Origin of the sequence: Plantimonas leprariae (genome assembly GCF_008802405.1) — a bacterium.
In the GTDB taxonomy this organism is placed as follows: domain Bacteria; phylum Pseudomonadota; class Alphaproteobacteria; order Rhizobiales; family Rhizobiaceae; genus Plantimonas; species Plantimonas leprariae.
This window is the reverse complement of record NZ_VZDO01000011.1, coordinates 150,698-164,283: the sequence shown is the minus strand read 5'-3', so window position 1 is coordinate 164,283 and position 13,586 is coordinate 150,698. Positions and strand designations below refer to the sequence as shown.

At 70.1% G+C, this 13,586-nt stretch carries 12 protein-coding genes; all 12 read right to left on the bottom strand.

Features of this window, described 5'->3' with window-relative positions:
• Positions 1–143: 143 nt before the first annotated feature.
• Positions 144–1,472, bottom strand: coding sequence for an O-acetylhomoserine aminocarboxypropyltransferase/cysteine synthase family protein (locus F6X38_RS14595; RefSeq protein WP_150970775.1), 1,329 nt, complete (start codon positions 1,470–1,472; stop codon positions 144–146).
• 35 nt (positions 1,473–1,507) lie between these two features.
• Positions 1,508–2,548: an isopenicillin N synthase family dioxygenase gene (locus tag F6X38_RS14590; RefSeq protein ID WP_150970773.1), complete on the bottom strand. Its 1,041-nt coding sequence runs from the start codon at positions 2,546–2,548 to the stop codon at positions 1,508–1,510.
• Between the two features lie 346 nt (positions 2,549–2,894).
• Positions 2,895–3,704, bottom strand: a complete 810-nt coding sequence (gene epsC / locus F6X38_RS14585) for a serine O-acetyltransferase EpsC (RefSeq protein ID WP_150970771.1) — start codon at positions 3,702–3,704, stop codon at positions 2,895–2,897.
• A gap of 114 nt (positions 3,705–3,818) precedes the next feature.
• Positions 3,819–4,691: an ABC transporter ATP-binding protein gene (locus F6X38_RS14580; protein WP_150970769.1), complete on the bottom strand. Its 873-nt coding sequence runs from the start codon at positions 4,689–4,691 to the stop codon at positions 3,819–3,821.
• Between the two features lie 17 nt (positions 4,692–4,708).
• A complete protein-coding gene (locus F6X38_RS14575; RefSeq protein WP_150970767.1) occupies positions 4,709–5,497 on the bottom strand; it encodes an ABC transporter permease subunit in 789 nt (262 codons plus the stop codon).
• Positions 5,494–6,675 carry an FMNH2-dependent alkanesulfonate monooxygenase gene (gene ssuD, locus F6X38_RS14570; protein ID WP_150970765.1) on the bottom strand — a complete coding sequence of 394 codons (1,182 nt, stop codon included), beginning with the start codon at positions 6,673–6,675 and terminating at the stop codon, positions 5,494–5,496. The genes F6X38_RS14575 and ssuD overlap by 4 nt, the downstream gene beginning before the upstream one ends.
• A gap of 31 nt (positions 6,676–6,706) precedes the next feature.
• Entirely contained in the window at positions 6,707–7,666 is a 960-nt protein-coding gene (locus F6X38_RS14565; RefSeq protein WP_150970764.1) for a sulfonate ABC transporter substrate-binding protein, read from the bottom strand.
• Positions 7,667–7,922: 256 nt separating this feature from the next.
• Complete coding sequence (locus tag F6X38_RS14560; protein ID WP_150970762.1) at positions 7,923–9,299, bottom strand: LLM class flavin-dependent oxidoreductase; 1,377 nt, start codon at positions 9,297–9,299, stop codon at positions 7,923–7,925.
• 34 nt (positions 9,300–9,333) lie between these two features.
• Positions 9,334–10,557: an SfnB family sulfur acquisition oxidoreductase gene (locus F6X38_RS14555; RefSeq protein WP_150970760.1), complete on the bottom strand. Its 1,224-nt coding sequence runs from the start codon at positions 10,555–10,557 to the stop codon at positions 9,334–9,336.
• A gap of 10 nt (positions 10,558–10,567) precedes the next feature.
• Positions 10,568–11,806, bottom strand: a complete 1,239-nt coding sequence (locus F6X38_RS14550) for an SfnB family sulfur acquisition oxidoreductase (RefSeq protein WP_150970758.1) — start codon at positions 11,804–11,806, stop codon at positions 10,568–10,570.
• Positions 11,803–12,456: a methionine ABC transporter permease gene (locus F6X38_RS14545; RefSeq protein WP_150970756.1), complete on the bottom strand. Its 654-nt coding sequence runs from the start codon at positions 12,454–12,456 to the stop codon at positions 11,803–11,805. Before F6X38_RS14545 ends, F6X38_RS14550 begins: the two co-directional genes overlap by 4 nt.
• Positions 12,449–13,585, bottom strand: a complete 1,137-nt coding sequence (locus F6X38_RS14540) for a methionine ABC transporter ATP-binding protein (protein WP_150970754.1) — start codon at positions 13,583–13,585, stop codon at positions 12,449–12,451. Before F6X38_RS14540 ends, F6X38_RS14545 begins: the two co-directional genes overlap by 8 nt.
• Between the last annotated feature and the right edge of the window lies 1 nt (position 13,586).

The following is a 13,586-nucleotide window of genomic DNA, read 5'->3' as shown; positions in this document are numbered from 1 at the left end:
TCGGCGCACGCTTGACAACAGCATCAGCAGCGTCGGCGCGGCCCCGAGCCGGAGCAGTTCGGGGAGTAGCGTTCGATGCCGAGTATATGCCCGCCTCGAAGCTGAAAGACCGATCGATGTGGTTCCCATCGGCGTGAGCCGCCTCAAGCGGCCTGCCGTTCGGTGATCTCCGCCACTTGCCCCAGCGCTTGGTCGAGATCGCGGATGATGTCGTCGGGATGTTCGATGCCGACCGACAGGCGGACATAGCCCGGCGTCACGCCCGTCCGGAGCTGGTCCTCGCCGTTGAGCTGCGAATGCGTGGTGGTGGCCGGATGAATGGCGAGCGAGCGGGCGTCGCCGATGTTGGCAACGTGGTAGAGCAACTTCAGCGCGTCGATGAAGCGGCGTCCCGCCTCGCGCCCGCCCTTCAGCTCGAAGCCGACGAGCGCGCCATAGTGGCCGGGCCTGAAGGCGGCGTCCGCCCGTCGCTTGTCCTCGCCCTCCTGGTAGCGCGGGAAGATCACGCGCCCGACTTGTCGGTGGCCTTTCAGGAAGTCGGCGACCTTGACCGCGTTCTCGTTGTGCTGGCGGATGCGGAGCGGCAGCGTTTCCAGCCCCTGCAGGAACTGGAAGGCGCTGAACGGGCTGATCGCCGCGCCGACGTCGCGCAGCAGCACCACGCGAATGCGCACGACGTAGGCGACCGGACCGAGGGGCTTCACGAACTGCGTCCAGACCTTGCCGTGATAGCTCGGGTCGGGCTGGGTTAGCGTCGGGAAGCGGTCGGCGTGCGCCTCCCAGGGGAAGTTGCCGCCGTCGACGACGAGGCCACCGATCGTCGTGCCGTGGCCGCCGATGTACTTCGTCGCCGAATAGACGACCACCGCCGCGCCGAGCTCCAGCGGGCGAATGATCAAGGGGGCCGCCGTGTTGTCGACGATCAGCGGCACGCCGAGCGAGCGGCCGATGTCGGCGACTTCCTTGATCGGAAACACCTGCAGCTTCGGGTTGGGCAGCGACTCGGCGTAGTAGGCGCGGGTGCGCTCGTCGGTGGCGCGCCGGAAATTCTCCGGGTCGGCGGGATCAACGAAGCGGACCTCGACGCCGAAATGTTTCAGCGTCGCCGCGAACAGCGCCCAGGTGCCGCCGTAGAGGTCGGTCGAGGAGACGATGTTGTCGCCAGCGCCGGCAAGGTTCAGCACCGAATAGGCCGACGCGGCTTGGCCGGACGCCAGCGCGAGCGCCGCCGCGCCGCCTTCCAGCGCCGCCACGCGCTGCTCGAAGGCGTCCTGCGTCGGGTTGGAGACGCGGGTGTAGATGTGGCCGTCGACGTCGAGCGAGAACAGCTTGTCGGCGTGGTCCGTGTCCTGGAACTGGTAGGACGTGGTCTGGTAGATCGGCACCGCCACCGCGCCGTTCGTCGGGTCGGCCCGCCACGTGCCGCCGTGAAGCGCCAGGGTTTCCGGCGCGAGATCGGGCAAGGTCGTCATGGCGTGGCTCCAGTTCGGATGGGTTGTGGGCGCGTTCAGGCCGCGCGGTCGGCGGCCGCAGAAGCGCTTTCCGCGACGAGGTCCGGATAGTGGCGCTCGGCGACGTCGGGGTGCGAGCGCAGCCGGCTCTTCAGCGCGTTCTGGCCCGACACCCGGAACAGCGGATTCGTCGGGTCGCGGGTCACGCCCGCGGCCTGCGCCTTCAGATGCGGGGCGAGGTCGACGAGCGGGATCTCGGCATCGAACGGCGCGCCGAGGAAGAAGGCGACCGACAGTCGGTCGGCGCCGGCGGGCGGCGTCACGACGCGGTGGACGGTGGCCTTCAGGTAGCCGTCCGTCGCCATCTCGAGAAGCTCGCCGATGTTGACCACGAAGCTGCCCGGCCGCGGCTCGGCCTCGATCCAGCTTCCGTCGGCCGCCTCGACCTCGAGCCCCTTCTGCCGCTCCTGCAGGAGCAGGGTCAGGAAGCCGCTGTCCTTGTGCGCACCGACGCCCTGCTCGCTTTCCGTCGCCTCGCGGCCCGGATAGCGGATGATCTTGATCAGGTGGTTCGGCGTGCCGGCGGTGATCGCCTCGAACGTGGCTTCGTCCTCTTCGAGGGCGACCGCGAAGGCCCGCAGGAGCTCCGTCGAGACGCGGGTCAGCTCGCCCTGCCAGCGCAGGATGATCGGCTTCAGCTCCGGCTGGGCGCTCGGCCACTGGTTCGGCCCCTGCAGGCGCGTCCAGGCCGGCTGCCCGGGCTCGACCGGCAGGGCCGGCGCTTCCGAGCCGATGTCGACCTGCTCGCGCCAGTCGCGCTGCCCCTGGGTCCGCTCCTGGCCGACGCGGTTGTAGCCGCGGAAATGCGGCGAGTTGACCATCTCGATCTCGAGCTTGTCGGCGTCCGGCAGCGCGAAGAAGTCGCGCGAGCCCCGGAGCACCGCGTCGGTCAGGTCTTGCGGGACGTCGTGGCCGACGAGGTAGAAGAACCCGAAGTCGCGGGCGGCGGCCCGCAGCTCGGCGAGGAAGACCTGGCGCGCTTCCCGTCCGTCATACCATTTGGAGAGATCCAGGACCGGCAGAGCGGGAGTCGACATGCTCGCATTCCTCAATCAAACGATCGGAGCAGCGTGGCACGCACGAATAGTCCATTAAAGATATAGACAATTCGTGGGAAAGCCTGGAGGAGAACGGAACTGCTTCGGTCGGCGATTTCCGTCGAATGTTCGTCCTAACGAACGCTCCGACTTTCGCGACGGGCAACGTCATTCTCCGGCCTGCAGGTCGGTGCCTGCACGGCAAGCTTCATCGCAAATTGCGACGAGAACGACGGCGGGCTTCAGGAAGATCTCCAAGAGAACGTTCGGCAGTTGGCGCGAAAACGCTCTGCAATCGGTATCCCCCCGGAAAACCCGATTATGAGGAGCGAACCGGCGCGGAACTTCAGAGGCCGACGTCGTAGAACATCTGATCCATGACGCGCGAGGGTTCCGCGCAGCCGGCGTTACCGACGATGCGGGCGGGGATACCGGCCACCGTCACGTTCGGCGGCACGTCCTCGACGACCACCGATCCCGCGCCGACGCGCGAGCAGCGGCCGACCGTGATGCCGCCGAGGATCCTTGCCCCGGCGCCGATCATGACGCCGTTGCCGATCCTCGGATGGCGGCCCGCGCGGTCGTTTTCGCTCGGCCCCAGGACGACGCCCTGCAGAAGCGAGACGTTGTCGCCGATCGTGGCCGTTTCGCCGACCGAGATGCCGGTCGCATGGTCGACGAAGATGCCGAGGCCGATCGGCACAGCCGGATGGATGTCGACCTGAAACACTTCGGAGGCCCTGTCCTGCAGGTGGAGAGCGAAGTCACGCCGCCCCGCCTTCCAGAGCGCGTGAGCGATGCGATGGGTCTGCAGCGCTTGGAACCCCTTGAAATAAAGGAATGGGGTCAGCGCGCTGCTCGTCGCGGGATCGCGGTCGAGGAAGGCCAGAAGGTCGAGCCGGACCGCGTGCCCGAACGAGTTGTCGCCCGCCACCACCTTCTGCAGAAGCTGCTCCGACAAACCGCCCGCCGCGGTTCCGAGTCGCTCGGCGAGGCGGTGGAGAAGCGCCGCCTCCAGGCTCGGTTGCGCCAGGATCGAGGCGTATACGAAGCCGCCGAGAACGGGCTCGCTCCGGAGGATCTTCTCGGCCTCCTGGCAGAGCCTGACCCAGAGCAGATCGCTGACGCGCGATCTCGAAGGCGCCGCAAGGGACATCGCTCGACATCTCCAAACCCGGGTCCCGAGTATTTAAGTCCGCAAACGTCCGACGTGCGTTCGCGACCGCTCCCGCCCCGCCGAGCGCCGTCGCCCGAGCGACTTCCGAGCCGTTCAGCTCTTCCGTCTCGCCAGAAGACGATCGAGGATGCGGCGCTCGATCGCCGCGCCTTCCGCGTCGCCGTGTCGGCGCGGACGCGGCAGGTCGATGCGCTCCTCGTGCGCGATCCGGCCGGTTTCCATCACCAGCACCCGGTCGGCGAGCGCCACCGCTTCCGCGACGTCGTGCGTGACGAGCAGCGCCGTGAAGCCCTCTGCCTGCCAGACCCGCTCCAGGAGTTCCTGCATCTCGATCCGCGTCAGGGCGTCGAGGGCGCCGAGCGGCTCGTCGAGCGCGAGCAGGCGCGGCCGGCTGACCAGTGCCCTGGCCAGCGCGACGCGCTGGCGCTGGCCGCCGGACAAGACGGCCGGGCGCTCGCCGCCCTGGCCGGCGAGGCCGACCTCGGCGAGCGCGGCTTCGGCCATCGCGGCGCGGGTCGCGGCGGCGCGGTCTCGCGGGGCTCCGAGCGCGACGTTCGCCGCGACCCGCTCCCAGGGAAGCAGGCGCGGCTCCTGAAACACGAAGCGCGCCGACGCCGCGCCGCCCGCATCGGGCGCCCGGCCGTCGATCAGCACCGTTCCCCGGTCGACCGACTCCAGCCCGAGCGCGAGGCGCAGCAGCGTCGACTTCCCGCAGCCCGACCGCCCGACGATGGCGACGAACTCGCCGGGCGCGGCGGCAAGGTCGATGGCGGACAGGACCTCTTTATCGTCGAAGCGCTTGCCGACGCCGGAGATGCGCAACTCCGCGCCCCGATCCCCGGGCCCGGCCCGCGCCCCGGCGCGCTGCCGGGCCGCGGTGCGGCGTTCGGCGTCCGGTTCCGCGTCGAGACGCGGCGGCGCGCGGTCCAGCCGCAGGGCGCCGGGCGCAGCGGAGATGGCGTTCATGCGTGTCGCTCCTCCCGTCAGCGCGCGTGGGCCGGGTGCCAGGCGAGCACGCGCCGCTCGGCGAAGCGAACCACGACGTCGGCGAGCTTGCCGAGGGCGGCGTAGATCAGGATCGCCAGCACCACGACGTCGAGCTGCATGAACTCGCGCCCCTGCATCGCCATGTAGCCGAGGCCGGCGGACGCCGAGATCGTTTCGGCGACGATCAGCGTCAGCCACATGATGCCGAGCGCGTAGCGCAGACCGACGAGGATCGAAGGCAGCGCCCCCGGCAGCACGACGCGGCGGAACCGCTCGCGCGCGGTGAAGCCGTAGACCCGCGCCATCTCGCGCAGTTGCGGATCGACCGAGCGGATGCCGTGGAACGTATTCGCGTAGATCGGAAAGAATACGCCGAGCGCGACCAGGAAGAGCTTGGCTTCCTCGCCGATGCCGAACCAGACGATGACCAGCGGGATGAGCGCCAGATGCGGCACGTTGCGCACCATCTGGACGCTCGTGTCGAGCACCGTTTCCGACAGCCGCGACAGGCCGTTGGCGAGGCCGAGCGCGAAGCCGATCGAGGCGCCGATCGCCAGCCCGCCGAGCGCCCGCCCGAGGCTGACGGTCAGGTGCTCGAAGAGCTGGCCGTTGCCGCCGAGCTTCACCGCGGCCGCCCCGACGCCGAGCGGCGACGGCAGGACGTTGCGCGGCAGCCAGCCGAGGCTGGCGGACACCTGCCAGGCGACGAGCACCGCCGCCGGCAGGGCGAAGGGCAGCAAGCGTTCCGCCGCGAACCCGCCGCGCCGCGCCGCGAGCGCGCTCACCGGGCGGCGCCCGCGCCGATGCCGGACTCCGAGGCGAAGCCGGCATGTCCGCCTTCCGGCTGTTGCGGACCGGCCCGGCCCCGATCGCCGACGGTGTGGCCCAGCGCCGGAAACAGCAGTTCGGCGACGCGGTAGGCTTCCTCCAGGTGCGGGTAGCCGGAGGCGATCACCGTATCGATGCCGAGCGCCTGATATTCGCGGATGCGCTCCGCCACCGTTTCCGGATCGCCGACCAGCGCCGTGCCGGCGCCCTTGCGGACGAGCCCGACGCCGGCCCAGAGGTTCGGCGAGACCTCGAGGCGATCCCGCCGGCCGTTGTGCAGCGCCGACATGCGCTGCTGCCCGACGCTGTCGCTTTCGGCGGCCAATCGCTGCTGCGCCGCCGCGATCGACGCGTCGGTCAGGTGCGAGATCAGCCGGTTCGCTTCGGCCCAGGCTTCCGTTGCCGTTTCGCGGACGATGAGGTGGAGCCGGATGCCGAAGCGGAGCCGCCGGCCCTTCTCCCGCGCCTTGGCCCGAACGCGCTCGATCTTCTCGGCGACCTGCGCCGGCGGCTCGCCCCAGGTCAGATACATCTCGACGTGGTCGGTGGCGAGCTCGATCGCGGCGTCCGAGGAGCCGCCGATATAGAGCGGCGGATGGGGTAGCTGCACCGGCGGGAAGACTTGTCCGCCGCCTTTCGCCCAGAGGTAGTCGCCTTCGAAGTCGACGCTCTCGCCCGCCATCAGCGCGCGCCAGATTTTCAGGAAGTCGTCGGCGTGGGCGTAGCGCTCGTCGTGCCCGAGACCGACCCCGTCGACGGCCAGTTCCTTCGCCTCGCCCCCCACCACGACGTTGAGCAGGAGCCGTCCGTGCGAGAGGCGGTCGAGCGCGGCCGCCTGCCGGGCGTATTGCGCGGGGCTCGCGACGCCGGGGCGGATGGCGACGAGGTAGCGCAGACGCTCGGTGAACGGCGCGACGGAGGCGGCGGTGATCCAGGAGTCCTCGCAGAACTGCCCGGTCGGCAGGAGGACGCCGTCGTAGCCGAGCCGGTCGCTCGCCACCGCGATCTCGCGCATGTAGCTGTTGTCGGGCTGGCGGTTGCCGCGATCCGAACCGAGATACCGGCCGTCGCCCGAGGTCGGCAGGAACCAGAAGAAGTCGAGCGGACGGTCTTGGACGAAAGCGTGGCTGTTCATCGCGGCAACTCCGTGAGCCTGGACGGCCGCATCAACTCTGGTTCGCGGACCAGACCCGCGCGGCAACGTCGATCCGCGCCGGAATGAGGCCGAGCTTGGCGAAGCGGTCGGCGACCGCCTGCTGCGTCGCGACGATCTCAGGGCTGACCGGCGTGACGGTGAAGTCGCCGCGCTCGGCGGTGAGCTTCTGGATCTCGACCGGAACGCCGGTCGCGGCTGAGAGGGCCTCGGCGACGGCGTCCTTATTGGCGTTCGCCCAGTCGCCCGCCTTTCCGAGCGCGCCGATCGCGCTTTTCAGGACGTCGGCGTGATCCTTGGCGAAAGTGCCGTTCGCGAGGAAGAACGAGTTCGTCGCGCCGAGCAGGTCGTCGCCCTTGGCGAGCACCCGCGCGCCCTGGTTCAGTTCGGCCCCGGCGTAGAACGGGTCCCAGATGCTCCAGGCGTCGATCGCCCCGGAGGCGAAGGCCGCGCCCGCGTCCGCCGGGCTGAGATAGACCGGCTCGACGTCGGAATAGCCGAGGCCAGCCTTTTCCAGCGCCACCACCGCGACGTTGTGGGCGCTCGACCCTTTGGTGAAGGCGAGCTTTTTGCCCTTCAGGTCGGCGAGCGTCTGGATCGAGCTGTCCTTTGGGACGAGGATCGCCGAGTTGCGCCCCTTGGAAGGCAGCGCGGCGGCATAGACGATGTTGGCGTCGGCGGCCTGCGCGAAGATCGGCGGCGCGTCGCCGGTCGTGCCGAAGTCGATCGAACCGACGTTCATGGCTTCCAGCAGCGGCGGCCCCGCCTGGAACTCGACCCAGTTGACGGCGACGCCCTGCGGCTCGAGCGCCGTCTCGATCAGACGTTGGTTGCGCGCGACCACGAGCACACCGTTCTTCTGGAAGCCGACATTGAACTGCGTGAGGCTAGCGGCCCGAGCGGCCGGGAAGCGGAAGGGGAGCGCGGCGAGGCCCGCTAGGGCGGCGGTGCCAAGGAAGCGGCGTCGGTTCACGGCGAGGACTCCTTGGCCAGAAACGCCGCCCGGGGCGGCGCTGCTCGGTGGTTCGGGTCCGAGCAGGCTAGAGCGAAAGCGGACGGCCGCTGAGGTATTTTCTACCAATCTGATGGATAGTTCGAAGAATATTGGTGTGGCCTTCGAACCATTCATGGCTGCGTCGACGGGCCGAGTTCCCGATCGGGTGCGATGTGAGCTCTCGAACGGCCGGTGGTGATGCCGACCTGTTGCAGAGTTCCCGGGCGATCCGCCGCTACCGCGCGGGAACACCGCCGCGGAAGCGGTAGGCGGCTGCCGCGTGGCGCTCCGGCAGCCGGTCACCCGCGCCGAACAGCTTGCGGCGCAGCGATCCTGGCCTGTATTCCGCCTTGTGCAGCCCGATCTCCTGCAGCGCCGGCACGACGAAGCGCACGAAGTCCTCGAAGCTTTCCGGCACGACGGTGCGGGTGAGGTTGAAGCCGTCGATCTCGCCCTCCTCGATCCAGGACCGCATTTCCGCCGCCACCTCGTCGCCGGTCCCGACGATCGTCGCGTAGCGGCCGCCGAGCGCGAGCTGTTCGAGGAGCTGGCGCTTGGTGAAGCCGCTCTGCCGGGCGAGCTGGGTGGTCGACTGGATCGCGTTGGTCGGACCGTAGGGGATCGCCTCGTCGAGCTCGTAGCTCTGGAAGTCGATGCCGCTGCCGGCGGCGAAATGGGCGAGGCCCGCCTCAGGGCTGGCGTGGCGCACGTAATCGTCGAACTTTTCGCGGGCGGCCCCGGCGGTCTCCGCCGCGACGATGCTCACTCCGGCGATAACTTTCACGTCCTCCGCCCTGCGGCCAGCCGCCACGACCTCCTCGCGGATCCCGCGCGAAACGCGCCGCGCGGTCGCCTTGTCGGGCGCGAAGATAAAGACGCATTCGGCGTGGCGCGCGGCGAACTGCTTGCCCCGCCCCGACGTGCCGGCCTGGAAGATGACGGGGGTGCGCTGCGGCGAGGGTTCGGCGAGATGGACGCCGCTCGAGCGGTAGAACGGGCCGTCGTGCTCGATCCGGCGGATGCGGGACGGATCGGCATAGACGCGCTTCTCGCGGTCGCGGCGCAGGGCATCGTCCTCCCAGCTCGCCTCCCAAAGCTTGTAAAGGAGGGCGAGGTAGTCGTCCGCCCGATCGTAGCGCGTGTCGTGTTCGACCATGGCGTCGAGACCAACGGCGCGCGCCGCGCTGTCGAGATAGCCGGTGACGACGTTCCAGCCGATCCGGCCTTCCGTCAGGTGGTCGAGGGTCGAGAAGCGCCGGGCGAAGGTGTAGGGATGCTCGCCCGAGATGTTGACGGTCACCCCGAAGCCGAGATCACGCGTCACGGCCGCCATAGCCGGCACGAGCAGCGTTGGCTCGTTGACGGGAAGCTGGATCGACTCGCGGGCCGTGAGATCGATCGACCCGCCGTAGACGTCGTAGACCCCGACGATGTCGGCAATGAACACGGCGTCGAACAAGCCGCGCTCCAGGGTCTTTGCGAGATCGGTCCAGTAGGAAAGCTTCGTGTAGTCGCCCGAGCGGTCGCACGGGTGCGTCCACAGGCCGTGGTTGATGTGGCCGACGCAGTTCATCGTGAACGCGTTGAGGACGATCTCGCGGCGTCCGGTCATGGCTTCGTTCTCGCTGTTCGATCGCAAACGCGCATCATATCGCGCCGTGGCGCGGCGGATGCGCGCCGGTGAGATGGTAGCGGCCGACGGCCTGATACTTCCAGCGGACGGGGTCGTGCAGCGTGTGGGTGCGCACGTTCCGCCAGTGCCGGTCGTGGTTGTCGTCGGCGAAGGTGGAAGACGTGCCGCCGAGTTCGAACAGTTTGTTTGCCGCGAGGAGTCCGGCCTTCGTGGTCAGGATCCGCGCCTCGGCGACGGCGACCGAGGCCCGCGCGACGCTGTCCGCGTCCGGCGTGCCCCGGGCCGCGTCCACCAAGCGGCCCGCCCGCCGCACGAGCGCTTCGGCTGCGCGCAGGCGGACGGAAACCTCGCCGACTTGCGCGATCGTCAGCGGATCGTCGGACGCCCGCTCGACGCCGCTGTCGATCCAGGGCCGGGCGCGCTCGCGCACGAAGCGGAGCGTGTCGTGCAAAGCCGCGCGGCCGAGGCCGAGGTCGATCGCGGCGTGCATGATCTGCGCGACGGGCCCGATCGCGGTCGGCCGCTCGAACGAGGCCTGGAAGGGCACGATCCATTCGGGATCGACGCGGACCCGATCGAAGCGGACGGAGCCGCTGCCGGTGACGCGTTGGCCGATGCCGTCCCAGTCGTCCGCGACGGTGACGCCCTCGGCCATGCGGGGCACGAAGACGAGATGGGCGACGGCGCGCCCGTCCTCTTCAGCGACGGCGAGCGTCGGGATCCAGTGCGCGTAGAGCGCACCCGTGCAATAGAACTTCGCGCCGTCGACGAACCAGCTGCCTGCGTCCCGCGCCAGCCGCGTGCGCCGCACGAAGTCCTTCTGCCCGATCTCGGCGAGCGCGTTGCCGAAGCGCTCGCCCGCCAGCGCCCGGCCGAAAAAGGCCCGCTTCTGCGCCGCGCTGCCGCCGACGCGCAGCGCCTCCAGCGCGTAGAAATGGTTCTGCGGGATCTGGCCGAGCGAACCGTCCGCCTCGGAAATCACGGCGATCACTTCGGCGAGGGTCCCAGCGGAAACGTCTGCGCCGCCGTAGTCCCGCGGCACGGTGATGCCCCAGAGACCGCTCGCGCTGAAGGCAGCGAGTTCCTCCCACGGCAGTCGGCGTTCCCGGTCCCGAGCGGCGGCGGAGCCGGCGAAGCCGTCCGCCAGGCGTCGCGCCGCCTCCAGGGCTTCCGCGTCCGTCCGCACGACGTGGGCGGGCGGCATCTCGTCAGGGCGCTGCGCAGAATCCGGCGTCATGATGCGACGCTCAGTTCCACTGGTGCCGCGCCGGCAGGACGCCGTTCAGGCGCTGGTTGCCGAGAAGATGGAACTTCCAGCGCACCGGATCGTGCAGCGTGTGGACGCGGGCGTTGCGCCAGTGACGGTCGAGACCGTGGGCGGCGCGGGTCGCCGACGAGCCGGCGAGGTCGAACAGCGTCTCCGAGGCTTCGAGCGCGATCTCCGTGGTCAGGATCTTCGCCTCCGCGACGGCGACCGATGCCTCCCCGCTGGACGCGTCGGTGACGGGCGCCGCGGCGATGGCGTCCAGCCGCTCGGCCGCTTCCCAGAGCAGCGCCTCGGCCGCGTGGAGATTCGTCGCGAGCTGTCCGACGCCGTGGAGGATCGTCGGATCGTCGACGGCCCGCTCGACCCCCGAGTCCATCCAGGGCCGCGCCCGGTCCCGAACGAAGGCGACGGCGTCGGCGAAGGCGGCGCGGGCGATGCCGAGGTCGATCGCGGCCTGGATCATCTGCGAGACCGGTCCCATGAGGTTCGCAACCTTGGCGAAGGCATGGATCGGCACGACGTCGTCCGGCTCGACGGCGACACTCTCGAAGACGACCGAGCCGCTCGCGGTGGTGCGCTGGCCGAAAGACCGCCAGTCGTCGACGACGGAAACGCCCGGCCCGTCGGCCGGGACCCAAATCTGCACCGGCTTGTCCTCGTCGTCCAGCGCCCGGGTCGGTATCCAGTGGGCGAAGATCGCGCCGGTCGAGTAGAAGCGATGCCCGTCGAGGCGCAGGCCTTCCGGCGTCCGGCGGAGACGCGTGCGCGTGTCGGTGATTTTCCTGCCGCCGCGCTCCGGCCCGGCATTGCCGATGCGGGCGCCCGCGAGCACCGCCCCGAAGAAGCGGCGCTTCTGTGCCTCGCTGCCGAGCTCGCGGACGAGCTGCAGCACGCCGAAATGGTTCTGCGGGATCTGGCCGAGCGAGGGGTCGGCCGCGCAGAGGATCGCGAAGACCTCGGCGAGCGTCCGGTACGAAACGTCGGCGCCGCCAAGAGCCCGCGGCACGGTGATCGCGCCGAGGCCGCTCGCCGTGAAGCGCTCGATCTCGTCCCACGGCAGGCGGCGTTCGCGGTCGCGTTCGGACGCGCCACCTGCGACCTCCTCCGCCAGCCGCTCCGCGATCCCGATCGCTTCCGCGTCGCTCCGGACGAGATGCGGCCGGGCCGGCGGCAACGGGCGGCGGGGCGCGCCGGCGCCGGGGGCGGATGCGTCCGTCATCGGGCCTTGAGCCTTCGCACGGCGACGTCGCCTGCGAACTGCACGACGCAGACGAGCGCGATCAGGACGGCGATCACCGCCAGCATGACGGTGGTGTCGAAGCGCTGGTAGCCGTAGCGGATCGCGACGTCGCCAAGGCCCCCCGCGCCGACCGCGCCGGCCATCGCGGAGGCGCCGATCATGGTGACCACCGTGATCGTGAAGCCGCCGACGAGGCCCGGCAGCGCTTCCGGCAGGAGGACATGGCGCACGATGTGCCAGCGCCGGCAGCCCATCGCCTGCGCCGCCTCGACGAGGCCGGCGTCCACTTCGCGCAGCGAGACCTCGGCGATGCGCGCGAAGAACGGCGTCGCGGAGATCGACAGCGGCACGATCGCCGCCCAGACGCCGATCGTCGTTCCGGTGACGAGCCGCGTCAGCGGCAGCAGGGCGACGAGCAGCACGATGAAGGGCGTCGCGCGGAAACCGTTGATCAGCGTCGCGACGGCGCGGTTGGCGCGGGGCGCCTCCACCAGGCCGCTTGGGCCCGACAGGACGAGGAAGACCGCGATCGGGACGCCGGCCGCCGCGGCGATCGCCGCCGAAACGCCGACCATCGTGATCGTGTCAAGAAGCGCGTTCCAGAGCCGCCAGAGCATCGCCTCAGACATAGCCGAGCACCTTCGCTTGGGAGAAGAGCTCGGGGCGTTCGGGCAGCACGGCGGCCGGCAGGGGCGCTGCGACAAGGAGCCGACCTTGTGTCCGCCCGTCGATGCGGTCGAGCGAAGCGGACAGGACGCGCATCGGGCCGTCGAAAAGAGCGGCAAGGGCGGCGATGTCCGGCTCGCGCTCGCCCGCAAAGAAGAATTCCACGACCGCCTCGCTGGCGCTGTTGCCGGCAGGCCGGGAGCCGAGACGTTCGGCGATGTCTTCCGGCAGGCCGCGCGTCAGGGGTTTCAAAAGCGCGCGCGTCGCTTCGTGTCGAGGGTTCCCGAAGACCTGCCACACCGGACCCGTCTCGACGGTGCGTCCCCGGTCGAGCACCAGCACCTTCGTGCAGATCTCGCGGATGACGCTCATCTCGTGCGTGATGAGCAGGATCGTCAGGCCGAGCCGGCGGTTGATGTCTCGGAGCAGCCCGAGGATCGACAGGGTCGTCTCCGGGTCGAGCGCCGAGGTCGCCTCGTCGCAAAGCAGAATCTCGGGATCGTTCACCAGCGCGCGGGCGATGCCGACGCGCTGCTTCTGCCCGCCGGACAGCCGCGCCGGGTAGCTGTCGTGCTTCTCGTCCAGCCCGACCAGCGCCAGCGCTGCGTCCACCCGCCGCTCGCGCTCCGCCCGCGCGACGCCGGCGACGAGGAGCGGCAGCGCGACGTTCTCCCGGACGGTCTTCGCCTGAAGCAGGTTGAAGTGCTGGAACACCATGCCGACGCGCCGGCGCAGCCCGATCAGCGCTTCGCCGTCGAGAGCGGCGACATCCTGGCCGTCGACGAGCACACGGCCCACCGTCGGCGTCTCCAGGCGGTTGACGAGGCGGATCAGGCTGGACTTGCCGGCACCCGAGCGCCCGATGATGCCGAAGATGCTGCCCGCCTCGACTTCAGCGTCGACCGCCTCCAGCGCCCGCACCTCGCCCGCCTTCGAGCGATAGGTCTTGCCGATCCCCTCGAAACGGACGGTGCCGGACCGCCGCGTTGGACCGTTCGCGGCGCCTGCCCGTGCCCAGCCGACGGGAGCGAGCCCCGGCGCCGTGTCGGACGGCAACCGTTCCCGGTAGAGGCCTGCGACCGCGTCGCTCATC

Excerpts from the sequence above, each read along its gene's own strand:
- F6X38_RS14555 (WP_150970760.1), bottom strand. The coding sequence starts at position 10,557 with ATGACGCCGGATTCTGCGCAGCGCCCTGACGAGATGCCGCCCGCCCAC.
- ssuD (WP_150970765.1), bottom strand. The coding sequence starts at position 6,675 with ATGAACAGCCACGCTTTCGTCCAAGACCGTCCGCTCGACTTCTTCTGG.
- F6X38_RS14595 (WP_150970775.1), bottom strand. The coding sequence starts at position 1,472 with ATGACGACCTTGCCCGATCTCGCGCCGGAAACCCTGGCGCTTCACGGC.
- F6X38_RS14590 (WP_150970773.1), bottom strand. The coding sequence starts at position 2,548 with ATGTCGACTCCCGCTCTGCCGGTCCTGGATCTCTCCAAATGGTATGAC.
- F6X38_RS14580 (WP_150970769.1), bottom strand. The coding sequence starts at position 4,691 with ATGAACGCCATCTCCGCTGCGCCCGGCGCCCTGCGGCTGGACCGCGCG.
- F6X38_RS14550 (WP_150970758.1), bottom strand. The coding sequence starts at position 11,806 with ATGACGGACGCATCCGCCCCCGGCGCCGGCGCGCCCCGCCGCCCGTTG.
- F6X38_RS14560 (WP_150970762.1), bottom strand. The coding sequence starts at position 9,299 with ATGACCGGACGCCGCGAGATCGTCCTCAACGCGTTCACGATGAACTGC.
- F6X38_RS14545 (WP_150970756.1), bottom strand. The coding sequence starts at position 12,456 with ATGTCTGAGGCGATGCTCTGGCGGCTCTGGAACGCGCTTCTTGACACG.
- epsC (WP_150970771.1), bottom strand. The coding sequence starts at position 3,704 with ATGTCCCTTGCGGCGCCTTCGAGATCGCGCGTCAGCGATCTGCTCTGG.
- F6X38_RS14540 (WP_150970754.1), bottom strand. The coding sequence starts at position 13,585 with ATGAGCGACGCGGTCGCAGGCCTCTACCGGGAACGGTTGCCGTCCGAC.